The 23,074-nt window shown below is 60.2% G+C and carries 22 protein-coding genes and 1 pseudogene; 6 read left to right on the top strand and 17 right to left on the bottom strand.

The genetic code is table 11. The annotated features are described in order from the left end of the window. The 6 genes from ACZ9BX_RS15330 to ACZ9BX_RS15355 all read right to left on the bottom strand — a co-directional run bounded on the left by ACZ9BX_RS15330 (position 1) and on the right by ACZ9BX_RS15355 (position 6,269). Positions 1–876: a phosphotransferase gene (locus tag ACZ9BX_RS15330; protein ID WP_476218753.1), complete on the bottom strand. Its 876-nt coding sequence runs from the start codon at positions 874–876 to the stop codon at positions 1–3. Positions 877–945: 69 nt separating this feature from the next. Next, a complete protein-coding gene (locus tag ACZ9BX_RS15335) occupies positions 946–2,022 on the bottom strand; it encodes an ABC transporter ATP-binding protein (RefSeq protein ID WP_476218754.1) in 1,077 nt (358 codons plus the stop codon). Positions 2,023–2,043: 21 nt separating this feature from the next. After that, on the bottom strand, positions 2,044–3,117 hold the full coding sequence (locus ACZ9BX_RS15340; RefSeq protein WP_476218755.1) for a Gfo/Idh/MocA family protein: 1,074 nt from the start codon (positions 3,115–3,117) through the stop codon (positions 2,044–2,046). A 17-nt stretch (positions 3,118–3,134) separates the two neighbouring features. Continuing rightward, positions 3,135–4,013 (bottom strand): carbohydrate ABC transporter permease, encoded by an 879-nt coding sequence (locus tag ACZ9BX_RS15345; protein ID WP_425298947.1) that lies wholly within the window; start codon positions 4,011–4,013, stop codon positions 3,135–3,137. 1 nt (position 4,014) lies between these two features. Further along, complete coding sequence (locus tag ACZ9BX_RS15350; protein WP_476218756.1) at positions 4,015–4,977, bottom strand: carbohydrate ABC transporter permease; 963 nt, start codon at positions 4,975–4,977, stop codon at positions 4,015–4,017. Between the two features lie 5 nt (positions 4,978–4,982). Further along, positions 4,983–6,269: an ABC transporter substrate-binding protein gene (locus ACZ9BX_RS15355; protein WP_476218757.1), complete on the bottom strand. Its 1,287-nt coding sequence runs from the start codon at positions 6,267–6,269 to the stop codon at positions 4,983–4,985. A gap of 208 nt (positions 6,270–6,477) precedes the next feature. Here ACZ9BX_RS15355 and ACZ9BX_RS15360 point away from each other — a divergent pair, with 208 nt between their 5' ends. The 5 genes from ACZ9BX_RS15360 (at position 6,478) to ACZ9BX_RS15380 (ending at position 11,764) form a co-directional block, all read left to right on the top strand. Next, the gene (locus ACZ9BX_RS15360) at positions 6,478–7,155 is read left to right on the top strand and encodes a TetR/AcrR family transcriptional regulator (RefSeq protein WP_476218758.1); all 678 of its coding nucleotides are present in this window, start codon (positions 6,478–6,480) and stop codon (positions 7,153–7,155) included. A 124-nt stretch (positions 7,156–7,279) separates the two neighbouring features. Further along, the gene (locus ACZ9BX_RS15365; RefSeq protein WP_476218759.1) at positions 7,280–8,428 is read left to right on the top strand and encodes a Gfo/Idh/MocA family protein; all 1,149 of its coding nucleotides are present in this window, start codon (positions 7,280–7,282) and stop codon (positions 8,426–8,428) included. Positions 8,429–8,431: 3 nt separating this feature from the next. After that, positions 8,432–9,595 carry a dihydrodipicolinate synthase family protein gene (locus ACZ9BX_RS15370; protein ID WP_476218760.1) on the top strand — a complete coding sequence of 388 codons (1,164 nt, stop codon included), beginning with the start codon at positions 8,432–8,434 and terminating at the stop codon, positions 9,593–9,595. Between the two features lie 27 nt (positions 9,596–9,622). Further along, on the top strand, positions 9,623–10,453 hold the full coding sequence (locus tag ACZ9BX_RS15375) for a sugar phosphate isomerase/epimerase family protein (protein ID WP_132561031.1): 831 nt from the start codon (positions 9,623–9,625) through the stop codon (positions 10,451–10,453). Positions 10,454–10,489: 36 nt separating this feature from the next. Then, positions 10,490–11,764 carry a Gfo/Idh/MocA family protein gene (locus ACZ9BX_RS15380; RefSeq protein WP_476218761.1) on the top strand — a complete coding sequence of 425 codons (1,275 nt, stop codon included), beginning with the start codon at positions 10,490–10,492 and terminating at the stop codon, positions 11,762–11,764. A gap of 2 nt (positions 11,765–11,766) precedes the next feature. Here the strand turns inward: ACZ9BX_RS15380 and ACZ9BX_RS15385 are convergent, their stop codons facing one another. The 3 genes from ACZ9BX_RS15385 to ACZ9BX_RS15395 are packed head-to-tail and all read right to left on the bottom strand — an operon-like array spanning position 11,767 to position 15,665. Next, a complete protein-coding gene (locus tag ACZ9BX_RS15385) occupies positions 11,767–12,777 on the bottom strand; it encodes a hydroxyacid dehydrogenase (RefSeq protein ID WP_476218762.1) in 1,011 nt (336 codons plus the stop codon). Beyond that, positions 12,774–14,627, bottom strand: a complete 1,854-nt coding sequence (locus tag ACZ9BX_RS15390) for a DUF2264 domain-containing protein (protein ID WP_476218763.1) — start codon at positions 14,625–14,627, stop codon at positions 12,774–12,776. The genes ACZ9BX_RS15385 and ACZ9BX_RS15390 overlap by 4 nt, the downstream gene beginning before the upstream one ends. A gap of 9 nt (positions 14,628–14,636) precedes the next feature. Beyond that, the gene (locus ACZ9BX_RS15395; RefSeq protein ID WP_476218764.1) at positions 14,637–15,665 is read right to left on the bottom strand and encodes a LacI family DNA-binding transcriptional regulator; all 1,029 of its coding nucleotides are present in this window, start codon (positions 15,663–15,665) and stop codon (positions 14,637–14,639) included. A 139-nt stretch (positions 15,666–15,804) separates the two neighbouring features. On the opposite strand from ACZ9BX_RS15395, the gene ACZ9BX_RS15400 reads away from it, so the two are divergent. After that, entirely contained in the window at positions 15,805–17,094 is a 1,290-nt protein-coding gene (locus ACZ9BX_RS15400) for an ABC transporter substrate-binding protein (protein ID WP_086993792.1), read from the top strand. A 382-nt stretch (positions 17,095–17,476) separates the two neighbouring features. On the opposite strand, the gene ACZ9BX_RS15405 is transcribed toward ACZ9BX_RS15400, so the two are convergent. From ACZ9BX_RS15405 to ACZ9BX_RS15440, 8 genes and pseudogenes are all read right to left on the bottom strand, one after another. Further along, complete coding sequence (locus ACZ9BX_RS15405; protein ID WP_476218765.1) at positions 17,477–17,767, bottom strand: type II toxin-antitoxin system RelE/ParE family toxin; 291 nt, start codon at positions 17,765–17,767, stop codon at positions 17,477–17,479. After that, complete coding sequence (locus ACZ9BX_RS15410) at positions 17,764–18,012, bottom strand: CopG family ribbon-helix-helix protein (protein ID WP_476220027.1); 249 nt, start codon at positions 18,010–18,012, stop codon at positions 17,764–17,766. Before ACZ9BX_RS15410 ends, ACZ9BX_RS15405 begins: the two co-directional genes overlap by 4 nt. A 195-nt stretch (positions 18,013–18,207) precedes the next feature. Next, positions 18,208–18,378: pseudogene (locus tag ACZ9BX_RS15415) on the bottom strand (IS110 family transposase); the annotation flags it as partial. 128 nt (positions 18,379–18,506) lie between these two features. Continuing rightward, the gene (locus ACZ9BX_RS15420; protein WP_476218766.1) at positions 18,507–18,920 is read right to left on the bottom strand and encodes a type II toxin-antitoxin system VapC family toxin; all 414 of its coding nucleotides are present in this window, start codon (positions 18,918–18,920) and stop codon (positions 18,507–18,509) included. Next, positions 18,917–19,189, bottom strand: coding sequence for a type II toxin-antitoxin system VapB family antitoxin (locus tag ACZ9BX_RS15425; RefSeq protein WP_476218767.1), 273 nt, complete (start codon positions 19,187–19,189; stop codon positions 18,917–18,919). Before ACZ9BX_RS15425 ends, ACZ9BX_RS15420 begins: the two co-directional genes overlap by 4 nt. A 167-nt stretch (positions 19,190–19,356) precedes the next feature. Then, entirely contained in the window at positions 19,357–20,853 is a 1,497-nt protein-coding gene (locus ACZ9BX_RS15430) for an amidase (RefSeq protein WP_476218768.1), read from the bottom strand. A gap of 42 nt (positions 20,854–20,895) precedes the next feature. Further along, entirely contained in the window at positions 20,896–21,687 is a 792-nt protein-coding gene (locus tag ACZ9BX_RS15435) for a sulfite exporter TauE/SafE family protein (protein ID WP_476218769.1), read from the bottom strand. Between the two features lie 3 nt (positions 21,688–21,690). Continuing rightward, positions 21,691–23,073 carry a M20 family metallopeptidase gene (locus ACZ9BX_RS15440; RefSeq protein ID WP_476218770.1) on the bottom strand — a complete coding sequence of 461 codons (1,383 nt, stop codon included), beginning with the start codon at positions 23,071–23,073 and terminating at the stop codon, positions 21,691–21,693. Position 23,074: the final 1 nt, after the last annotated feature.

Genomic DNA, 23,074 nt, shown 5'->3' on the forward strand with positions numbered 1-23,074 from the left:
TTACTGATCCCGTTCAAATGCCTTATAGGCGCGCTCGAAGCGCGCAAGGTTTTCGGCCGTATAGGCGGCGTAGTCGAAATCGATGGTGGAGTGGATTTCCGAGACCATGCTCCACAGCGTCTCGCGCAGCAGCGATGCACACTTCATGGCGTTATAGCGCCGCCAGAGATCCCCCGTCAGCGGCCGGTCGAAATAGGTCTCCAGCATTTGCCGCTCGGCAGCTTTCGAGAGTTCGTTGTTCGACGCGAGACCGCCGAGATCAAAGAGCGGCGTGTTGAAGCCCGCGTAGTCCCAATCGATCAGCCAGAGACGCTTGCCGTCATCGAGGAAGTTCGCAGCAAGAAGGTCGTTATGGCCGAAGGCGATATCGAAAGGCCCGGCGGCCTGCTCGAGCATTTCGGCCTTTTCGAGCAGCGCTGGCAGCATCTGCGCATAGCCGCTTTCGGCGGCAGCCAGAGTGGCGCCATAGTCGCGGATGACATGGAAAACCCAAAAGATCATCGCCTGGCCGCGGAAATGGCGGGCGACGTGCCGATGGCAGGCGCGGACCAGCGGCACGACGCGTGCGAGCACCCGCACATCCTGGATGTCTGCCGCCGTCAAAGCCCGCGCTTCGATGAAATTGAGGACCAGCACGCCGGGTTCATGATGAATAACTGCGGGTGAAAGTCCGGCGGCGTGGGCTGCCAAGCTCGCCGCAAGCTCGTTGCGGCGGCTAATGTGGTGGATCGGGATATCGTCACCGAGGCGCACGACGCGGCGGCAAGCGCGATCCGTTACGAGATAGTTCCGGTTGGTAATGCCGCCGGCAATCGGTGCAATTTCGATCGGGCCCTGCCAGATGCCAAGTGCATGAATCCTATCTTCAGGCGTCACGCTTTCCCCCTCGCAACCCGCCCTCGAAGGATGGGCCAGACCAGGCTTAGCTGTCAAGCAGCACAGGCTTTATATCGTGGCGCCCGAAGCCTCGAAGACGTGACAGCGAGCGGGGTCGAAGGACGCGGTCACATTCGCGCCGCGCTCGACCTTCTGCTGGCCATCCAGAGCCACCGTCATTTGCTGGCTGTCCGGTGTCTTCGTATAGAGCATGGTGGCTCCGCCGAGGTGTTCGACCAGGTCGATATTAACGGTCGCAAGTGCAATTCCACCACCGGCCACCGACAAGTGTTCCGGACGGATGCCGAAGGTAACCTCCTGACCGGCCGAACCTTTCAGGCGGCGCGGCAGGCGGATCGAACCGCCGCAGACGTTGATCGTCGTGTCGCTGTCATTGACCTGCTCGATCTTCGCCTTCAGGAAATTCATCTTTGGGCTGCCGATGAAGCCTGCGACAAAGCGATTTGCCGGATTGTTGTAGAGGTCGAGTGGAGCTCCGACCTGCTCGATACGGCCCGAATTCAGCACAACGATCTTGTCCGCCATGGTCATGGCTTCGACCTGGTCGTGCGTGACGTAGATCATCGTGTTGCCGAGATTGCGGTGCAGGCGGGAAATTTCGACGCGCATCTGGACGCGAAGTTCCGCATCAAGGTTCGACAGCGGCTCGTCGAAAAGGAAGATGCGCGGTTCACGCACGATAGCGCGGCCGATCGCGACGCGCTGGCGCTGACCGCCAGACAAAGCCTTCGGCTTGCGCTCCAAGAGCTTTTCGATCTGCAGGATTTCAGCGGCACGGCGCACCTTCGGCTCGATCTCAGCCTTCTTGTAGCCGGCCGTCTCCAAACCGAAGGCGAGATTTTTGTAGACCGACATATGCGGATAGAGCGCATAGGACTGGAAGACCATGGCGATGCCGCGCTTGGCAGGCGCCACTTCGTTCATGCGCTCGTTGTCGAGCAGCAGGCCGCCGCCGGAAATCTCCTCCAGGCCCGCAATCATACGCAGCAGCGTGGACTTGCCGCAGCCGGACGGGCCGACGAAGACCACGAACTCGCCGGGATCGATCGTGAGGTCGATGCCATGGATGACATCCAGCGACCCGTAGCGCTTTTCGACCTTCTGAAGAACGACACCTGTTGCCATCTTCTAAACCCTCCTGGTCCGTTATCTCGTTTTTGCACGCCAGTCGGCGTACTTCGGGCTGTCGGGTCCGATGGGCAGCGCAATGTCTGCGCCGCTATCGGACGATTGATAAATTGCAGTTACCAGTTCCAGCGCACGCCGCGCATCGGCGCTGGTGACCGGCAACGGACCCTTGCCGCTGAGGTGTTCATGAAAGTGGGCCATCTGCGTGTTGAACCGCGGCGCAACCGGCGGCAAGTCGCCAATGGCAGCGTCGATCCTTGCCTGCACTTCGTCATTCGCGGCGATGATCTGCCACGGCCCCTTGCCCGGCGCGTAGGGATCGTGGTTGCTTTCGAAAGTAACGTTTTCGAAATGCAGCCGCAGCCGGCTGATCTGCTGCTGCGAACCCAGCGTGCAGGAAAGTGAAACGAAAGCGCCATTCTGCATCAAAAGGCTGACGGAGGCGCAATCTTCCACCTCGATGTCATTGACACGAGTGGCAACCCTGCCAAAGACCCGGGCGGCGGGACCTGCGAGATGGAAGAGCATGTCATGCAGGTGCAGCGCATGGGTTACGAGCACGCCGCCGAGTTCAGTCGCCCATTTGCCGCGCCAGGGAACCGCGTAATATTCCGGCTTGCGCAGCCAGAAGGTTTCGACGGCGCCCATGTAGAACTTGCCGGCTATGCCGGCATCGATGATGTGTTTCGCCTTCTGAATGCCATCGCCGTAGCGATACTGAAAGATCGGCATCAGAGTGCCCTTGGCGCCCTTTTCCGCCTCCACGATCTCGTCGACAGCGGCAAGCGAGCCGGTCAGCGGCTTTTCGCAGACGACATGCTTTCCCGCGGCAAGGGCTGCCACCACCTGTTCACGATGGATGCCGGGAGGCGTGCAAATATCGATGATGTCGATACTCTCATCGGCCAGGAGCTCCGCAAAGGAGGTCGTCCGGCGCTCGATTCCAAACTCGTCGCCGACGGCTTTCAGGCGCTCCTCATTGAGATCGCAGACGGCTGCGACCCTGAACTTATCCGGATGCGGCAGATAGCCCTCGACTATATGAGAACGCCCGATACCGCAGCCGACAATGGCGACCGTCTTGATGCTCATCTCACTTCCCATCCGCATCAGCGCTTCATGCCGGTCGTGGCGATGCCTTCGATCAGCAGACGCTGGAAGAAGAGGAAGAAGAAGAAGACGGGCACCAGCGTGAGCGTCGACATGGCGAATAGGCCGCCCCAATCCGATGCACTGGTCGAATCAACGAATGTGCGCAGACCGAGCTGGATCGTGTAGGTGTTCATGTCATTCAGGTAGATCAGCGGGCCGAAGAAATCATCCCAGGTCCAGATGAAGGAGAAGATTGCGGCCGTCGCCAGCACCGGTAGGGAAAGCGGCAGCATGATCTTCCAATAGATGCGCCACGCGCTGCAGCCGTCCATCATCGCGGCCTCATCCAGTTCGCGCGGGATGCCGCGGAAGAACTGCACCATGAGGAAGATGAAAAAGGCGTCGCTTGCCAGGAACTTCGGCACGACTAGCGGCAGGATGGTGTTGACCCAGCCGAGGTTCAGGAAGAGCACATATTGCGGGATCAACGTCACATGATACGGGATCATCAGCGTGCCGAGCATGATCGCGAACCAGAAATTCCGTCCGGCAAAGCGAAGGCGCGCAAAAGCGAAGGCAGCGAGAGAACAGGCAATGACGTTGCCGATCACCGTCAGCACCGAGATCACCAGCGAGTTCCAGAAGAACCGGCCGAAGCTGACATCGAGACCGACCCAGCCACGAAGATAGGATGAGAAATCAATGGACGATGGAAAAATCGACGTTGACGTGAAGATTTCGTTTTCCGGGCGCACCGAAGCCGAAAGCATCCAAAGCAACGGATAAAGCATCAGCAGCGAGCCGCCGATCAGCAGGGCGTGAACCAGGATCGAACCCGGCAGGCTGCGCTTGTTGACGTCCGAGGGCGGCTGCGGGGCGGTGACAATGGCGGTCATCTCAGTCATCGTAGTGCACCCAGTAACGCGAAGACAGGAATGAGAAGGCGGTGAAGATCGCGATGATGATCACCAGGATCCAGGCAAGCGCCGAGGCATAGCCCATGCGGAAGTTGCCGAAGGCTTCCTGATAGAGATAGAGCGTATAGAAGAGTGTCGAATTGATCGGGCCACCGGTGCCGCCGGAAATGATGAAGGCTGGGGTGAAAGCCTTGAAGGCGTCGATCGTCTGCACGACGGCGTTGAAAAAGATGACCGGCGTCAGAAGCGGCAGCGTGATCTTGTAGAACTGCCGGAACTTCGAGGCGCCGTCGAGACTGGCGGCCTCGTACATGTCCTGCGGGATCTGGCGCAAACCGGCGAGGAAGATGATCATCGGCGAGCCGAACTGCCACACGCTGAGCGCAACCAGCGTATAGATCGAATAGCTCGGATGCGAAATCCAGCTCGGCCCCTGAATGCCGAATTGCGCAAGTGCCGCATTGACCAAGCCGTCACCGGCGAAGAGCTGGCGCCAGAGGACGGCGATCGCCACGCTCGCGCCAAGCAACGAGGGCAGGTAGAAGATGGCGCGGTAGATCGGTAGGCCTCGCACGCCGCGGTTCAAGGCCAGCGCGACCATCAGCGCAAAAGCAAGCTTGAAGGGCACCGATAGCATGACATAGGTCAAGGTGACCGACATCGCAGAGGCGAATTTCGGATCGGCGGTGGCGATGCGCACGTAGTTTGCCGCGCCTACCCAGCCCGGCGACCTCAGCATGTCGAAGTCGGTGAAGGATAGGTAGAGCGAGATCAGGGCAGGTCCGAGCGTCAGCCCGAAGAAGCCCAGAAGCCAGGGCAGCAGGAAGAGGTAACCCGGAGCATTGGCATTCCACAGCCGCTTGAACCGGCTGTCGGCCACCACACCCTGATACCGTTCTACCGTCGCTGCCTCTGCAGGCATCGTGCGCATCGCATTATTCATTTGGATCAGCCCCGCGCGAGAATGCGCGTAAGTTCGTCCACGAGCTGCTTGCCTCCATCTGCCGCTGTCAGCTGACCAAAGCCGACCTGCTCAGAGATGTTTCGAAGCGTGAGCTCGCCCTCACCGGCACCCGCAGGCGGCGGCGGCGGCAGCTTGCCGGCGAGATCGCCAAGACCAGAGACGTATTCCAGCGGCACTTTCCCAACAGCGTCGAGCTTGGCTGCTACGACCTCACGCATCGCCGCCGATTCCGGAATGCCGCGTTCAACACCCAGCGCCAGCGCGGCCTCAGGGTTTGTGACGAAGAAATTCACGTAATCGACTGCCTGATCGATCACCTTCGACTGGGATGAAACCGAGAAGAACATAGAAGGCTTGCGGTAATGCCCGCCCTTCGAGTCTTTTGTCACTCGCATGTGGTTTGCCAGAGTGAGCTTGTCCTTGTTCATCTGCTGATATGCCACGAATTGGTTCGAGTGTGCGAAACCAGCGGCTGACTTGCCAAGGGTCAGCGTATTGGTCTCGATGTCGTTCTTGTCCAAAGCCTGAATGTCAGGCGGAACGCATGCGCCGTTTTCACGGAATTTGTTCCACATATCGAACCACTCGGTCGCTTCTTCGACGCCAAAGCCAACTTTCGCATCGGCCGTGTAAAGCGCCTTTCCGCGTTGGCGAAGGTAGTTTTCGAAAAGCGGCTCACCACCACTGCCATCGGCCATTCCGAACAGGCCTTTACGCTTGCCGGCCTTGGTCAGCTCGGCGGCCATCTTGCCGAACTCCTCCCAGGTCGTTGCCTTCGTCGGAAGATCGATGCCCGCTTCCTCGAAGGCGATCGTGTTCAGCATGGTTGCTGCTGAATTTGCACCCAGACTCACGCCATAAAGATGCCCGTCGACGCTGCCGCCCTCGATCTGTGCCTTGTCGAAGTCAGCGAGACTAAGCTTCGAGGGCATATAGGAATCGAGAGGCGCAAGTGCGCCGCGGTGTGCATACTCGACGATGTAGCGGTAATCCATCTGGATAACATCGGGGGCATTCTTGCCAGCGACCTGCGTCGCCAGGCGAGGCCAATAATCACCCCAGCCGAGAAACTCGCCGGTAATCGAAGTACCCGGATTCTTCGCCTTGTAGAGTTCCGATACCTTGTTGGTGCGGTCAGCGCGCGGCTGGGATCCCCACCAGAGCAGTCGCAGGCGCGCATCCTGCGCAAAGGCACTGGAACCCAGTGCCGAAAGCGAGAGAAGCGTTGCCCCGCCCGCCATGAAATTACGTCTGCTTACCCGTAGTGTCATCTGTTTTTCCTCCTCCCTTGGGGAGCGCCTCCACACGCTCCTTGCTGGTTTCTCTTGCAACAAATAACTAATTGGTTACAAGTTATGGACAAGCATCGGGCCTGTCAAGCGGTGATAATTTCGCGAGGTTCTCCTCCCGGATTTTCGCTTTTACAATCTTGCACCGAAGCCTTATGAGCGCAACAGAGCGTCTGGGGAGATGAAGCGGATGGATACTCGCGGCAAAGGCACGGAGAAGAAAAGAATCGCACGGGCTTCCGGTGAACGCGTATTGCAGCGCGACCCCGAAAGAACCAAAGCAGCGATCCTGGAAGCCGCTACCCGCGAGTTTGCAGAAAACGGCATGGGCGGGGCACGCGTCGATGCAATTGCCGAGCGAGCGGGCACCAACAAGCGCATGCTCTATCACTATTTCGGTGACAAGGAGCAGCTCTACCTGCGGGTCCTGGAGGAGGCCTATGTCGGCATCCGTACAGCGGAGCGTGCCCTGCATATCGGCGACCGCAGCCCGGAGGAAGGAATCGGCGAACTCGCTCTCTTCACCTGGCACTATTTCCTCAAGCATCCGGAGTTTCTCAGCCTTCTCGGCACGGAAAACCTGCACCGCGCCCGCTGGCTCCGCCAGTCCGTCCGGCTCAAGGAACTGCATTCGCATCTGATCGGCGAGCTTGCGCAGGTTCTCGAGCGTGGCAAGAAAGCGGGCGTCTTCATCGAGAACGCCGACCCCCTTCACGTCTACCTGACGATCGCGTCGCTCGGCTATTTCTACCTTTCAAACCAGTACACACTTTCGACGATCTTCGGCCGCGAGCTGATCGAGCCCTCAAATCTCGACAGTTGGGAACAGCATATCGTCCACGTGACACTCGCCTCCATCAAGCGCTGAAAATCAGATTGACTATTGACAGCCCCGCTTCCGATCTGCCATCAAGTAACTGTTTAGTTACTGGTTTGGGAGGACCGGGCGACGCCCGCTCCGGCCGTTCGATAATTTGGCAGGGAGGAATGAGATGGCTCGTCTGGGGATCATTTTGCACGGCGTCACAGGCCGCATGGGATACAATCAGCACCTGGTGCGATCGATCCTCGCCATTCGCGATCAGGGCGGCTTGCTCCTGAAATCCGGCGAACGGCTGGAGATCGATCCGATCATCGTCGGACGCAACCGCGACAAGATGGAAGAGCTGGCGAAAAAGCACAGCATCAAGCGCTGGTCGACCGATCTCGATGCCGCACTCGCCAATCCGGACGACCAGATCTTTTTCGATGCCGGAACGACGCTGATGCGCGCTGAGCTGCTTTCCAAGGCGCTCGATGCCGGCAAGCACGTCTACTGCGAAAAGCCGATCTCCGACGACCTGCAGATAGCCGTCGATCTTGCAAGAAAGGCACGAGCCTCCGGCCTCAAGCACGGCGTCGTGCAGGATAAGCTCTTCCTGCCGGGGCTTCAAAAATTGGCCTTGCTGCGCGAATCCGGTTTCTTCGGCAAGATTCTCTCGGTGCGCGGCGAGTTCGGCTACTGGGTTTTCGAGGGCGATTGGGGCGTTCCGGCGCAGCGACCGTCCTGGAACTACCGCAAGGGCGACGGCGGCGGCATCATCCTCGATATGCTGTGCCACTGGCGCTATGTGCTCGACAACCTCTTCGGCGAAGTCAAAGCTGTCTCCTGCCTCGGCGCCACGCACATCGGCAGCCGCATCGACGAGCAGGGCAAGACTTACGACTGCGATACGGATGATGCGGCCTATGCAACCTTCGAGCTCGACGGCGGTGTGATCGCGCAGATCAACTCGTCCTGGGCCGTGCGCGTGCGTCGCGACGACCTCGTCACATTTCAGGTCGATGGCACACATGGTTCCGCTGTCGCCGGCCTTACGAAATGCTGGACTCAGCATCGCGTCAATACGCCGAAGCCAGTGTGGAATCCGGACCAGCCCCAGACGATCGACTTCTACAAGACCTGGGACGAGGTGCCGGATACGCAGGTATTCGACAACGGCTTCAAGGCGCAATGGGAGATGTTCCTGCGCCATGTCGCCGAAGACGCGCCATGGCCCTACGGCCTGGAAGCCGGCGCCAAAGGCGTCCAACTTGCGGAACTGGGCCTGAAATCCTGGGCCGAGCGGCGCTGGCTCGACGTTCCGGCATTGGAGTTCTGATATATGCAAACGATCAATCTCCCCCTCGACGGCAGGATCGCCCCCTATGCGCTGGCTGGGACGCCGATCGAGATCAAGAAGCGCGACGCAAAGGACTTTTCGCGCGTAGTCTTTGCCGCTGCCCATGTCGTTGCCGACCCGTTGGCTGACAACGATCCATGGCTGACGCCTGCCATCGATTGGGAACGGACGCTCGCTTTCCGCCACCGCCTTTGGGATCTCGGCCTCGGCGTTGCAGAAGCAATGGACACGGCACAGCGCGGCATGGGACTTGGCTGGCCGGAGGCCCGCGAGCTCATCCGCCGCGCACTTGCGGAGGCGCGCACTCGCAAGGATGCGCTGATCGCCTGCGGCGCCGGTACCGATCATCTGGCTCCTGGTCCCGACGTGACGATCGACACGATCATCAAGGCCTACGAAGAACAGATCGAAGCTGTCGAGGCAGAGGGCGGGCGGATCATCCTGATGGCAAGCCGCGCACTTGCGGTCGCTGCAAAAGGGCCTGATGATTACATTCGCGTTTATGACCGTATCCTGCGGCAAGTAAGAGAGCCGGTCGTCATCCATTGGCTGGGGGAAATGTTCGACCCGGCACTCGAAGGCTACTGGGGCAATCCGGATCACATCAAGGCCATGTCCACTTGCCTGCAGGTGATCGAAGCCAATGCCGCAAAGGTCGACGGCATCAAGGTGTCGCTGCTGTCGAAAGAAAAGGAAGTGGCAATGCGCCGGCAACTGCCGAAAGGCGTGCGCATGTATACCGGCGACGACTTCAACTATGCCGAATTGATAGCCGGCGACGAACAGGGGCATTCCGATGCGCTGCTCGGCATCTTCGATGCCATTGCTCCGGCGGCCTCCGCCGCCATGGAAGCCCTCGGCCGCAAGGACAACCGCGAGTTCTTCGACTTGCTCGATCCGACCGTTCCGCTTTCACGCCACATCTTCAAGGCGCCGACGCGCTTCTACAAGACCGGCGTCGTCTTCCTGGCTTATCTCAATGGCCTGCAGGACCATTTCACGATGGTCGGCGGCCAGCAGAGCACGCGTTCGCTGACGCATCTCGCCGAGCTTTTCCGGCTAGCGGACAAGGCGCGTGTTCTTGCCGATCCCGATATGGCGGTCAGCCGCATGAAGCAGGTGCTCGCCGTTCACGGCGTTCACTGACGCCGATCGGGAGTGGGAGGAATTTCTATGCAGGTCGAAGGACTTTCGATCAATCTTGCGACGATCCGCGAACAGTGCGGGTTTGCCGAAGCCGTCGACATCTGCCTGAAGCACGGCATCACCAGGATCGCGCCCTGGCGCGAGCAGGTCGCGAAAGCGGGACTCGGCGAGGCCGTTCGTATCGTCAAATCGAATGGATTGAAGCTGACCGGCCTTTGCCGCGGCGGCTTCTTTCCGGCAGCCGACGAGGTGGGATGGCAGAGGAACCTCGACGACAACAGGCGCGCAATCGATGAGGCGGCAGCACTCGGCGCCGATTGCCTTGTCCTTGTCGTGGGCGGCCTGCCGGGAAGCTCGAAGGACATTGGCGCAGCGCGCCAGATGGTGTCCAACGGTATCGAGGCGATATTGCCGCATGCAGAAGCCGCCGGCATGCCACTGGCAATTGAACCCCTGCATCCAATGTATGCCGCCGACCGGGCTTGCGTAAACACGCTCGCTCACGCGCTCGATATATGTGAGCAGCTGGGCGAGAACGTCGGCGTTGCAATCGATGTCTACCACGTCTGGTGGGATCCGGATCTCGCCAACCAGATTGCGCGCGCCGGCCGGATGAAGCGCATCTTCGCGCATCATATCTGCGACTGGCTGGTGCCGACCAAGGACATGCTAACCGACCGCGGCATGATGGGCGACGGCGTGATCGATCTCAAAGGTATCAGGCAAATGGTTGAGAAGGCAGGCTTCTTCGGCGCGCAGGAAGTTGAAATCTTTTCGACAGAGAATTGGTGGAAACGGCCAGCGGACGAGGTCATCGCAACCTGCGTCGAACGGTATCACAGCTGCTGCCGAGCATAATTCGATATATTTCAGGACGCATGAGGAGGATCATCGATGGAGAAACGCCGTTTTGCACTGATCGGGACGGGAAATCGCGGAACCACCATGTGGGGCAAGGACCTGCTCGCCGGTTGGCGCGAGCATGTCGATCTCGTCGCAATCGTTGAAAAGAATTCCCTGCGTGGTGAGCGCGCCCGCACGATGATCGGCAGCAATGCGCCGATCTACGAGGATATCGATGCGATGCTGGCCGAGATCAAACCGGACCTCGTCATCGTCTGCACACCAGATCACACGCATGATGCGATCGTCGTGCGGGCGCTGGAGGCCGGGATCGACGTCATCACCGAAAAACCGATGACGACTGCAGTCGACAAGATTCGCCGGATCATCGACGCGGAGAAGCGGACAGGCAGGCGCGTCGACGTGTCCTTCAACTACCGTTATGCGCCGACGGCCGCCAAAATTAAGGAACTGCTCAATTCCGGCGAGATCGGCCGCGTCATTTCGGTCGATTTCCACTGGTACCTGAACACGAAACACGGCGCAGACTACTTCCGCCGCTGGCACGCCTATACCGAGAATTCCGGCAGCCTCTTCGTCCATAAGGCAACACACCATTTCGATCTGCTGAACTGGTACCTCGACAGCGATCCGGAAGCTGTGACATCCTTCGCCGACTTACAGAATTACGGCCGTAAAGGCCCCTTCCGCGGCCCGCGCTGCAAGCTCTGTCCGCACACGGGTGAATGCGACTACTATCTCGATCTGGAAGCCGATCCCTTCCTGGATACGCTTTACGAGGAACCGTCGAAGATCGACGGATATTTTCGCGACGGGTGCGTCTTCCGTGAAGATATCGACATTCCAGACACCATGGTCGTCAGCATCCGCTACCGAAACAACGTGCATGTCTCCTATTCGCTGAACACCTTCCAGCCGATTGAAGGCCACCATCTGGCGTTCAACGGCACCAAAGGCCGCATCGAAATCCGCCAGCACGAAGCCCAACCTTGGGAGGTAAAAAAAGAGGATGAGATCCTGCTGATCCGGAATTTCCCCAATGGCAAGGAGGCGGTTGAGCGCATCATCGTGCCGCATTTCTCCGGCGGCCACTACGGCGGCGACGACCGGATGCGCAACATGATCTTCAAGCCGGACATGCAGGACAAACTGCATCAGCGCGCCGGAACGCGCGCCGGCGCCATGTCCGTTCTTTGCGGTATTGCAGCGCTGCAGAGTTCCCGCACCGGCAAGGTTGTCAATCTTGCCGATCTGATGCCTGAGCTTACCAATGACGGCTCACCGAATTCCCGCAGAGCCGAATAGGCTCAGGCGATCTTTTCGAGGTCCGCGAGCGTGACGCCGTAAAGCAGCGGCTCGCCCTTCAGGAAACGCTCGATCTCGTCCACCGCCATTTCGCCGAGGCGCATGCGCTCCAATCCGACGGCGCCTGCAATATGGGGCGTCAAGAACACATTCGGCAGATCGTAAAAGGCCGACGACGGCTCGGGGACTTCCGGGTCGGTGACATCGATGATCGCATCGATGCGGCCGGTTGCAAGTGCCGCCAGCAGGGCGGCTTCATCGATGATGGCACCTCGCGCCGTGTTGATGAGCGTTGCGCCATCCTTCATCAGAGCGAACCGGTCCGCATCAATCATATGCCGCGTGGAAGGCAGGGACGGGGCATGAATCGAAACGATGTCCGAGACCTTCATCAGCGTATCCAGATCGAGCTTCTCGGCTCCAAGCCCTCGCGCTTCGGCCATGCTGATCGTCGGGTCAAACAGCACGAGCTTATAGGCGAACGGCTTCAGCAGGTCGATGACGCGGCGGCCGATCCGCGATGCACCGATGATGCCGACAGTACGGCGGTAGTTGCCGATCGCCAGGCGCTGCATCGGATGGGTGCGGTGACGATTGCGGTCTGCTGCGTAGAGGTCGCGGAAGCGGAAAACTCGTTTGCCGGCAAAGAGAATGGCCGCAAGCGTAAACTCCGCGACCGGTATGGCATTGGCCTCCGCCGCGTGGCTGACGGCGATCCCGGCCTTGAAAATCTCTTCGCCGATTATGCCTTTAACCGTGCCTGCCGCATGAGCGACGATCTTCAGGCCACTTGCCGCAGCGAGCACCTCGCTGCCCACCTCGGGCACCCCCCAGCCTGTGATGAGGATTTCCGTCTCCGGAAGCACGCGCCGGGCGCGCTCGTCAGAAAAATTCTGCAGTGGCTCGCGGTCAAGCAGGCGACCGATGCCTTCCAGACGTTGAAGCAACTCATCCGAGACGACATGTTCCGTGCGCTCCGGATGCATGGCAAGCGCGATGCCGAGACGGCTCATGGCATCTGCCCTGGTGCTGCAATGGCGCTGACGGTGACACCGTTTTTCCTTACCTGTTCCTCCAAGGCGTCGATATCCGGCACGCTCGGCGGTTTCGTCCAGATCCCGGAAACGGCTTCCGGATCATCGATTGCAAGCACTGCCGTAACCAGCACCGTTTCGCCTGCCGGGATTTCGCCGCGCAACTGCGGCACCAATGTCTTTGCAACAATCAGGTTGGTATTCGGCAGAGCCTTCTGCGCAAGGCCGGTGCGCTTCACGGATGAACCGAGATCGGCGATGCCGGAAAAATCAGCTTCGCCGATAACATGCGCGGCACCTGCTTCCGCCGAAAGCATATCGAGGTCGAAATCCCGCTTGGCAATCGCGAAGCCGCCTTCAGCCGTCTGCAACACCCGTGGCGTATTGATCCTGTGAACGCGGATATGCCAAGGCGCGGCAGGCACGAGCCATGTCTGGACCGAGACATCTTTGAACGGCGACCACTTCGAGTAAAGCACATTGCCGGCAATCTTGGCTTCCGTATTCGTCTCGCGAACACGGTAGTGCAATCCGTCATCACTGAAAGCCAGCGCCGAATCAAAGGCACCGCCGGCAAAATTGCGCTCGTCGGCTTCAACGCTGAAACCGTATCGCGCTGAATAGGCGAATTTTGCGTATTTTTCCGTTCCAAATCGCATCTGGAGATTTTCCTGGCCAGAGGAAAGCGCCACAACATCGCTGCCTGTCCGCATCACGACCATGCCCGGGTGGCGCTGCGGAGAGACCGCGACCGCTTCCGGCACCTTTTCCTTTGCCGTCCAGAACGGATGATCCCCAGGAATTGCGAGCGGCAGAAAGGCCTTGAAAGCCCAATAGGGCGAGCCTGCGGAATTATAGCTTTCCGACATCAGCAGATTGGGATAGCCGAAACCGATCGACAGGACGCCGTCGCGGTTTGTTATCGGCCTATCCCCCCACCAGCGCAGATGGTGAAGGCAGAGATGCTTGACCTCGCCCCAAGGCAGGGCTTCGAGATCGGCGAAAGCAAGCGCCGACCAGAAACCGGCACAGGCGAAGCGGTATGTGAGGCTGCGGCCAAACGGTACTGTCGCCCCGTCGGCCGCAAACCAGTTCTTGAAATCCTTTGCAAAGAGGACTGCCCGTTCGCGATAGCGCTTGGCATAGTCATCATCGACAAGTTTCGAATAGATCAGGCCGTAAAAGTGCATCGCGAAGGGAATGTAGTGATCGACACGGCGGACATTGCCGTCGCGATACCAGCCGTCGCCAATATAGAAGCCTTCCAGCTCGTCCAGGTATTGCTTGGTGAGGCTGCGGTCGAAGTCCGCACCCAATCGGTTAAGCGCGATATCGACGAAGATGCGGAAGAACTTCCAGTTGTTGTCGGCATAATCGAACTGGCGCGCATGCTTGAAATAGGCGATGACATTGTTCCGGGCACGCGCATCGAGCGGCTCCCAGATCTTTTCCGGGACAAGCGCCAGCGCGAAACCGAGCGCGGCAAGCTCCACCATGCGCTGGTCGCGGCCGTTGACCGCGCCCCAATATTCCGGATGCTCCGGATCGGTGCCGTTGGCGAGGCCTTCAGCGAAGCGATCCCAATGCTCGAAGCGGCCGTTTCCCGCACCCAAAGGAGCAAGACCCCACAGAGGCCGGGCGAAGCCTTCCAAGTCGGCGGCGGCGCGATCGAAATGCGCACCGGCGCCATCTAGCCGCACGCGGGCATTGCCCTTCGAAAAATAAGGCAGCAGCGGATCGAAGAGATCGAGAAGCGCGCGGCTCATATCCTGACGCGTTTCAAGCGGATTGCCTGCAAGCGGATTGGCGCTGGCCGGATCATAAGTCATCGGAATCACTCAAGAGGTTACGACTTCGGGCACGGTACCCCCGGCAACGGGGATGACCGCATGGCATATATGACGGGCGGGGGCCGCCCGGTCGCGGAACCGGGACATCATCAAGCCGATCGCCTCCCGGCCAAGTGCTGCACGATCGACGCGCATGGTGGAAAGCGGCGGATTGGTCATCAGTGCGCAAGGCAGATCGTCAAAACCGACGATTGCGAAGTCTTTCGGCACACGAAGGCCGGCTTCCGTCACAGCCTCCAGCACGCCGACTGCGATAAAATCGTTCATGCAGAAGGCAGCGGTGAAACCGGCGTTCTCCGCGAGGACCGCCGCCGTCAGTTCATGCGCCTCGCGGCTGGCACTGCCGTGAAAGGTCATCGGCACGAGCCTGCTTTCTGCGCCTTGGACTGACGCCACCGCCGCCTCGAAACCGCGGACACGCTCGCGGATCGTATGGCGGTGGGAGCCGGTCAGATGCAGGATGCGCCGGTGACCGGCGTTCAGCAGCCGCTCGGTAGCCTGGAAGGCGCCGAAAAAATTGGAAGGCGAAACACCGTCGAGGCGAAGCTGCGGGTCCGTGCCATTGACGAGGACGACCGGAACCCTCTCATCCTCGATCCAGCCGCGCAAGCCTTCCTTCGGATCGATGCCGACGAGAAAGAGACCCTGGGCATGCGCCAACTTCAAATGGTCTCGAATGACTTCGGGCGTCGCGCGGTCTTCCCGGATCAGCCGAACCTCGAAGGGCATTCCGTTCTCCGCCGCCGCTGCTCGCAGCCCCTCGACGATGGACTCGTAGAAAACGCTCAGTCCGCCCGTGACGCCGTCGCTCGCAATCAGCGCAAGTCCGCCGGGAATCGCTTCTTGAGGGGATCTCACCTGGTATCCATGCTCGGCCGCCACCTTCAGAATATGCTCGCGCACGCTCCCGCTAATGCCGGGCTCGTTGGCAAGCACGCGTGAGACCGTCGAAACGGAGACGCCCGCCAAGGCTGCAATATCGGCCTGACGCGGCCGCCTGGGTTTGATTTCATTCATGACTCAAAATTATGCAAATTACGCAAATTTGCAAGTGAAAGATAAAATGTTGCAAACAGAAATTTTTTGCGTACTCTGCTCGTGACATGCCGGAGAACCGTTGGAGGACGGCGCTGGCAGCCGACAAAGGAGGATAATCATGCAGATCAATCGACGTTCATTTTTGAAGGGCTCGGCCGGTGTGGCTACGGGGCTCGCATTCGGCGCAGGCAGCGCCATTCCGGCTTTCGCCGAAGACACGCAGCTGCGCGCCATGTGGTGGGGCTCGAACGACCGCGCCAAGCGTACGCTGGAAGTCGCAAAACTCTATCAGGCCAAAACGCCGGGCGTCACGATCGTCGGCGAGTCGCTCAGCGGCGACGGTTATTGGACGAAACTCGCGACGCAGATGGCCGGCCGCGCGATCGCCGATGTGTTCCAGCTCGAGCCCAGCACGATCTCCGATTACTCCAAGCGCGGCGCCTGCATGCCCCTCGACGAGTTCGTTCCCTCGGCTCTCAAGGTGGACGCCTTCGGCAAGGACATGCTGAAGCTGACGACTGTCGACAGCAAGCTCTATGGCATCGGCCTCGGCCTGAACTCCTTCGCACTCTTTTTCGACCAGACGGCCTTCGAAAAGGCTGGGTTTGCCTTGCCGACGCCGGACCTCACCTGGGACGAATATGCCAAACTGGCCGTCGAGCTCACAAAGGCCGCCGGCAAGGACAATTACTGGGGTGGCCCCTACGGCGCGCGCTATGCCTATGTCTTCGATGCCTGGCTGCGCCAGCGCGGCAAGAGCCTCTACGCCAATGGCAGCCTGGGTTTCGACGTCGAAGACGCCAAGGAGTGGTACAGCTTCTGGGAGGAACTGCGCAAGAAGGGCGGCACGGTCGCGGCCGATGTCCAGACGCTCGACCAGAACACCATCGACACCAACTGCCTGGCGCTCGGCAAATCGGCGATCGGCATGGCCTACTCGAACCAGCTCGTCGGCTATCAGCTGATCTCGAAGAGCAAACTGGCGATCACCATGTTGCCGCGTGAAAGCAAGAGCGGTCCCTCCGGCCACTATTACCGCCCCGCGCTCATCTGGAGCATCGGGGCGACAACGAAGAACGCCGAAGCGGCCGCCAAGTTCATCGACTTCTTCGTCAACGATACCGAAGCCGGCAAGATCCTCGGCGTGGAACGCGGCGTGCCGATGTCGGCGACCGTCCGCGAAGCAATCCTGCCGAACCTCAACCCAACGGAGCAGGAAACCGTCAAATACGTTGAGCTGCTCAAGGATCAGGTCGGGGACTACCCGGCACCCGCCCCGCTCGGTGCGACGGAATTCGACCAGCGCGTCCTTCGCCCGATCGCGGACGAACTCGCCTTCGAACGCACGACGCCCGCAGACGCCGCGGCCCGCCTGGTGGAACAAGGCAAAGCAACGATCAGAAGCTGAATCGAACCTCTCTTCCTAGAAGGCCCGGTTTCGTGAACTGACCCGTAAAGTTGGACGGATTAAAAGGCTGGGCAGATTTAAGGGCTGGGTTCTGTATTGCACAGGACTCAGCCCGTGGAGTTTCTATGCCGTCCGTGAGGCTTGGATGGTATCAAAGCTGCTCGTGCTGCGGCTCGGGCAAGCTTTCCAAGCTGAGAGAGGAGGTCACCGAACGCTGGAAGTGACCCCGCGCCAGTGGAATCTATAACGGCCGCTGGATGAAAGATTAGTGGCAGGTCAATGTTGATCGGCTTGGTTGAGATCGAGACTTGCTATCACCAATACCGCCACACCATGTGAAAGAGATTCTATGGCAAAATCGCAGAGATGTACGGCGCGTTTATCAAAACGCCTGTGGCCACCGCTGATGTGCATGCATGACAGTTAGAATCTCGATGTCCAGGCTGACGCGGTACGGGATGATATAGGGAATATCCGCCAGTACGATTTCACGGGTGCCCTTGACGCGACCCGGCCGCCCGCTAGCAGGCAGTTCCGCCAACATATCCACGGCCGTCACGATCCGCGCCACCACGCGAGCCGCAGCATCGGGATTGTCTCTCTCGATATACGCGCCGATTTCATCAAGCCGCCGCAACGCCCGAAGCGTCCAGCGAATACGCTTTCCGCTCATGATTGACGGACGGACTTGACGTATTTTCCGACAACTTTCGCCACATCCGCATCGCTGGCGAATTCGCCACGATCGGCTTCGGCCAACCCGGCTTCGATCTCTGCAAGCTGCCATTCCTGTTGCTCAACGAAAGCCTCGATGGCTTCGGCAGCCATGTAGGAGCGGGAACGATCCAGCTTTGCTGCAAGCTGGTCCAGCTTGCTTGCGGTTTCATCCTTCACACGCACGGTAAACGCTGCGGTCATGGCATCTAACTTTCGTTGGTTCACATTGATTATTGGTGAACCAACGTGGTTCGTCAAGATTCTCCTCGTGTGGGACTTTCGTTCAGGTGAATAAATCCCGGCCACACCGCCACCGAACGCAAGTATTTGCGGATCGTAGCGCCAGAGCTGTTCGCGCAACCGATTGACAAGCCGGTTGCGTTCCTGCTGCAGGTCTTCGCTTATGCGCGACCACTCCCGCAACTCGATCACCAGCGGATCATCCAGCGACAAGCTGCGAAAAGCCGGCCGATCGGTGCGCAGGGCACTGGCCAGGACCTGCGCATCGCGCCGATCATCCTTGGCGCCGGCAACGCTGAAGCGATTGCGGAACCGACGATCTGCCACCGTTCCCGCCCCGCATGTTCACGGCAAAGCCGGAACTGGTCCTCGATAGATGCTTCGCGCTGATTGTCGGAGGAATGGGCGTAAAGAGCGGCGCGGCTCATGGGTTCAATCCTCTCTTTGTCGGCTCACTACCGCGACAATGCGGATTGAACATCGGTGAGCGCGAAGTCGTCGCCGACATACAGAAGCGGGGCCGAATGCCGTTTGGCGAGGGCATAGGCAAAGCAATCGCCGAAGTTCAGCCCGCTCCGTGTTCCGAACCCCTTGCCGTAGTCCAGACGCGCCCTAATGGCGGCACGCGCCAGATTTTCATCTGCAGGAGAAATAGCAATACGGAAGTCGGCCAGAAACGCATCCAGATCGGCAATCGCTTCGTGCCGGTCCCCGTCCTTGATCCTGCCCGCCATGACGGTGCCGGCCTCGACATAGTTCACCGCCGATATGAGGCGCGAAGCGTCTGTCTGGAGAGCGGCCATGCAGTCAGGCGCTTCCGCCTGCTCGAACATGATCGCAATGATGGCGGACGCATCGACGACCATCATCGGGAGAAACCAAGCTCTTCGGGCGTGTCGCCGACCGCTTCATCCCATTCCTGTTTCGTGACCGGGCGGCGATCATAGCGGCTGGCGCGTGCGCGGACGAAAGCCTTCATGCGCGAAACGTAGTCGCTCTGCGCCTCCTGTTCGGCGCGCAGCCGTTCCAGCCGCTCGCGTATGGCTTGGGTGATGGCGTCAGTCATGGTCTCGCCGGTCAGGCGGGACAATTCCCGCGCCAGCCGGTCTGCTTCCTCGGTCTTGATGCTCAAGGCCATGCCAGCCTCCTTCTAGATACACAATCTAGATGGCATTTCCATGCCGATCCTTCAATGGAGGAGATCGAAATCCCGCTGCTACAGATCGTCATCGTCGCCCTTCCGCTCACGGCTCACCCGCCAAAGAGGGAAATCCCCACGCCGATTCCGTGTTCAAGGGATGTGCTTTAGAAGCCCATGAACCCCTCGCAGTCGGCCAGTTTTGGAGCCGTCTTCAGCGCCTGCACGTCGACAATGGGAACCCCAAAAATCAGGTCGTCCGCAAAGATCTCCTCAATCGCGGCCGCCACCTGCAGAACGCCGGCGTCATCATGCCGCCTGCCGACGATCTGCAGACCGAAGGGCATGCCGAGCGCGTCTCGGCCGACGGGGATGGTGATCGACGGATGGCCGGCCAGCGTCGAAGCATAGGCCATGGCCAACCAGTGATAGTAGTTTTTCGTCGGCTGACCGTCGATCTCGGTCGGATAAAGCTCGTGCCAGTCGCGTGGGCTGATGGTCACGGCCGGGCAAAGCACATAGTCATGGTCTTCGAAAAACCGCTGCCAATCGCGATAGAACCGGCCCTGTTTCACCAGTGCATCGGCAATATCGAGCGGCCCATAGCTTAGGCCCTCCTCAACATTGGCGCGGACATTCGGGCCGATCTTGTCCGGGTGGGTCTGCAACAGCGTGTGGTGCATACCGAGAAACATCACGCCGCGAAGAACGGAGAAGATGCGATCGGCATCGGTACAATCGGGGTGGGTCTCATCGATCCTGCCGAGATGGTCAGACAGCCGCGCCACCACCCGGCCAAAAGTCTCGCGGATCATCATGGAAGTCGGCGCAAAGCCGAAATCCTCGGTCACGACAATCCGAAGGGCAGCCAGGTCCGGACGCCGGACCTGGCTGAAGCGGTCGGCCCGCCACGGAGTCTGCCCGTCGACGACCACCGTATAGGGGTCGAGCCGATCGGGCCGCGCCATGACCGACAGCATCAGCGCCACATCCGCGACGCTACGCCCCATCGGGCCGCTGGTCGACAGATGCATCAGCGCCATGGCGCGTGTATCGCCGGGAACAACACCGGGAGATGGGCGGAAGCCGACAACACCGCAGAAGGCGGCAGGATTGCGCAGACTGCCGCCAGTGTCCGAACCCGTGGCCAGCGGTGCCATTCGGGCCGCAAGAAGGGCTGCCGAACCGCCCGACGAGCCGGCTGCACTTTTCGTCGTGTCGTGAGGATTGGCCGTGACGCCATAAACGGCGTTGCGGGTATTGCCGCCGGCGCTCCAGTCCGGATTGTTGGTCTTGCCAAGAGGAATGCCGCCGGCCCGGCGCATGGCGGCAACGATGGCATCATCCTTCTCCGCGATATTGTCGCGAAAGATTTCCGAGCCGAAGGTGGTCGGCAGGCCCTGGACGTCGATCATGTCCTTGACGCCAAAAGGCAGGCCGTGCAACGGACCGAGCGCCTTATGACGCATCAAGCTTTGCTCGGCCTGCCGCGCCTCGTCCCGGATACGGTCGAAATCCTGCGCCACCACCGCATTGATCGCGGGATTGATCTGCGTGACGCGCTCGATACAGGCCTCTGCCAGTTCAACCGGAGACAGGCGGCGCTGCCCAATCAGCCGGCGAGCTTCCATAGCATCGAGATCGGCGGGATGGGTCTTGCTCATGGCGATACCTTCTTTACATCGAGAGAGCGACAAGGCCCTTGATCAGCATATTGAGGGCCAACAGCGAGATGAACACGGCGAAAATCCGCTTGAGCGCAGCGGCTGGCAGGTAATGCGCCAGCCGGACGCGAGGGAGACCGTGGTCATCGATATGGCAACGATGACGACCAGAGCCGGCAGGTTGACGAAACCGATCGTGTAGGACGGAAGACCCGGAAGGCCCCAGCCGGCGATCAGAAATCCGGCAAACGATGGCACGGAGATCAACAGCCCGAATCCCGAGGACGTGGCCACCGCCTTCTGCGCCGGCATGCCATAGAGCGTCATGGCCGGCACGCCGAAGGGGCCACCGCCGATGCCCATCATCGCCGAGAAAAAGCCGATGACCAACCCGTAGGCACTGGCCAGCACCCGGCCCGGCATCGTGTCCGACAGTTTCCAGTGCGGCCGGCTGATCAGCATGTAGAGCCCTAGCGCCATACCAATCACCCCGAAGATCACCGACAGATTGGCCGAGCGCAGCGAAGCGGCACCCACCACCCCGGCCAGCGCGCCGAGAGAAATCGAGGGTCCCCAGCGCTTGAGCACGGACCAGTCGACCGCATCACGCCGATGGTGCATGAGAACCGAACGCGCTGAATTGAAGATGATTGTGCCGCCAGACGTCGCGACACAGACCTGCATCAAGCGGTCACTCTCATAGCCGAGGAACTCGAAGACGTAATAGAGCGCTGGCACCAGGACGACACCGCCGCCGATCCCGAGCAGGCCGCCAATCAGGCCGGACAAGGCGCCCGTCGCGGCCAGAAAGACAACGAGCAGAACGAAATCCATCGATCAGGCAATCTCTTTCAGGCTTGCCGCATTCTCGGCGATATCGAGGAACAGCGCTGTCATCACCTGTATGCCTTCGCGTGCAATCGGCACGAGCGCATGCTCGTTCGGGCCGTGCTGGCCACATTCGGCATGGGAGTGCGGAATCCAGATCGTCGGCAGTCCGAGGATGTCGGTAAACGCATCGTTGGGCAGGGAGCCAGCCAGATTGGGCAGTACATGCGGCTGCTTTCCCGCCGACTGCGCCAGCGAGTTTTGGACGAAACGCACCCAGGGATGATCAGGCGAAAAGCGGGTGGCCCGGAAGGCCTCACCGTGCGCGGGACGAACCTCGACCATGGGAAAGCCATGGGCATCGAGATGGCGGCGCAGCGCCGGGATAATGTCCTCCATGTCAGTGCCGACGACGAAGCGCAGCTGGCAGGTGGCCTGCGCCGAGCCCGAGATGGCATTCTGCGGCGCGTCGATATTGCCGGAGGACATGGCGAGCACGGCAAAGGAATTCCAGCCGAAAACGCGTTCGCTCGGCGTCAGATCGCTCTCGCCCCATTCGGTATCGTGGCGACGCGGCGGCAAATCGCGGAGGGTGGCACGGATATCGGGCGTCAGGCTCGTCGGGCGCCATTCGGGGATCCGGATCTGACCCCGTGCATCCGTGATCGTCGTGATCGCGTGGGCCAGGATGATGGCGGGATCGGCCAGCAATCCGCCGAAGTTGCCAGAATGGTGGTCGCCGTCACGCAGATTGACCATCAGATTGATCGACATGCCGCCGCGCGACCCCATGAACATGGTCGGCGTGTCGACCGCCAAACGCGGGCCGTCCGACGCGATCAGCACATCGGCTGCCAGCCGCTCCCGGTTGGCGGTAAAGAATTCGCGCAGCCCGAAGGAGCCGGTCTCCTCGGCCATTTCGAGAATGATCCTGGCATTGAAACCGAGCCGGCCATTTTCGCGGATCAGCAATTCCAGCGCCCTGATGTTGATCAGATGCTGGATCTTGTTGTCGGCGGTGCCGCGGCCATAGAGCCTGTCACCCTCTTGGATCAGCGTGAAGGGCTCAAGTCCCTCCCGCCAGCGATGGGCCTCCCCGTTGCAGACATCGCCATGGCCATAGACCAGAACCGTCGGCAAGCTCTCGTCCTCAATGCGGCTGGCGATCAGCAGCGGAGCGCCGCCCTCGCGGGGATTGTCGAAAATCTCGACGGCAAAGCCCATGGCCGACAACAGGGGCTGCATTTCCTCCTGCAGATAGGCGTAGAGATCCTCGAGCCGCCCTTCCGACTGGCTGACGGAGCGGCGCGCCACCAGCGCGGCCAGATCCGCGACCAGCCCTCCGCCGTCGACATAGTGGGTGGCGGCTTCGATCAGGTGTGTTCTGTCCATG

The sequence above is a fragment of the Rhizobium sp. USDA 3886 genome, assembly GCF_056279785.1.

Bases quoted from the DNA above. Each gene is read 5' to 3' on its own strand.
- ACZ9BX_RS15335 (WP_476218754.1), bottom strand. From the start codon at position 2,022: ATGGCAACAGGTGTCGTTCTTCAGAAGGTCGAAAAGCGCTACGGGTCG.
- ACZ9BX_RS15340 (WP_476218755.1), bottom strand. From the start codon at position 3,117: ATGAGCATCAAGACGGTCGCCATTGTCGGCTGCGGTATCGGGCGTTCT.
- ACZ9BX_RS15345 (WP_425298947.1), bottom strand. From the start codon at position 4,013: ATGACCGCCATTGTCACCGCCCCGCAGCCGCCCTCGGACGTCAACAAG.
- ACZ9BX_RS15350 (WP_476218756.1), bottom strand. From the start codon at position 4,977: ATGAATAATGCGATGCGCACGATGCCTGCAGAGGCAGCGACGGTAGAA.
- ACZ9BX_RS15355 (WP_476218757.1), bottom strand. From the start codon at position 6,269: ATGACACTACGGGTAAGCAGACGTAATTTCATGGCGGGCGGGGCAACG.
- ACZ9BX_RS15360 (WP_476218758.1), top strand. From the start codon at position 6,478: ATGGATACTCGCGGCAAAGGCACGGAGAAGAAAAGAATCGCACGGGCT.
- ACZ9BX_RS15365 (WP_476218759.1), top strand. From the start codon at position 7,280: ATGGCTCGTCTGGGGATCATTTTGCACGGCGTCACAGGCCGCATGGGA.
- ACZ9BX_RS15370 (WP_476218760.1), top strand. From the start codon at position 8,432: ATGCAAACGATCAATCTCCCCCTCGACGGCAGGATCGCCCCCTATGCG.
- ACZ9BX_RS15375 (WP_132561031.1), top strand. From the start codon at position 9,623: ATGCAGGTCGAAGGACTTTCGATCAATCTTGCGACGATCCGCGAACAG.
- ACZ9BX_RS15380 (WP_476218761.1), top strand. From the start codon at position 10,490: ATGGAGAAACGCCGTTTTGCACTGATCGGGACGGGAAATCGCGGAACC.
- ACZ9BX_RS15385 (WP_476218762.1), bottom strand. From the start codon at position 12,777: ATGAGCCGTCTCGGCATCGCGCTTGCCATGCATCCGGAGCGCACGGAA.
- ACZ9BX_RS15390 (WP_476218763.1), bottom strand. From the start codon at position 14,627: ATGACTTATGATCCGGCCAGCGCCAATCCGCTTGCAGGCAATCCGCTT.
- ACZ9BX_RS15395 (WP_476218764.1), bottom strand. From the start codon at position 15,665: ATGAATGAAATCAAACCCAGGCGGCCGCGTCAGGCCGATATTGCAGCC.
- ACZ9BX_RS15400 (WP_086993792.1), top strand. From the start codon at position 15,805: ATGCAGATCAATCGACGTTCATTTTTGAAGGGCTCGGCCGGTGTGGCT.
- ACZ9BX_RS15405 (WP_476218765.1), bottom strand. From the start codon at position 17,767: ATGAGCGGAAAGCGTATTCGCTGGACGCTTCGGGCGTTGCGGCGGCTT.
- ACZ9BX_RS15410 (WP_476220027.1), bottom strand. From the start codon at position 18,012: ATGACCGCAGCGTTTACCGTGCGTGTGAAGGATGAAACCGCAAGCAAG.
- ACZ9BX_RS15420 (WP_476218766.1), bottom strand. From the start codon at position 18,920: ATGATGGTCGTCGATGCGTCCGCCATCATTGCGATCATGTTCGAGCAG.
- ACZ9BX_RS15425 (WP_476218767.1), bottom strand. From the start codon at position 19,189: ATGGCCTTGAGCATCAAGACCGAGGAAGCAGACCGGCTGGCGCGGGAA.
- ACZ9BX_RS15430 (WP_476218768.1), bottom strand. From the start codon at position 20,853: ATGAGCAAGACCCATCCCGCCGATCTCGATGCTATGGAAGCTCGCCGG.
- ACZ9BX_RS15435 (WP_476218769.1), bottom strand. From the start codon at position 21,687: ATGGATTTCGTTCTGCTCGTTGTCTTTCTGGCCGCGACGGGCGCCTTG.
- ACZ9BX_RS15440 (WP_476218770.1), bottom strand. From the start codon at position 23,073: ATGGACAGAACACACCTGATCGAAGCCGCCACCCACTATGTCGACGGC.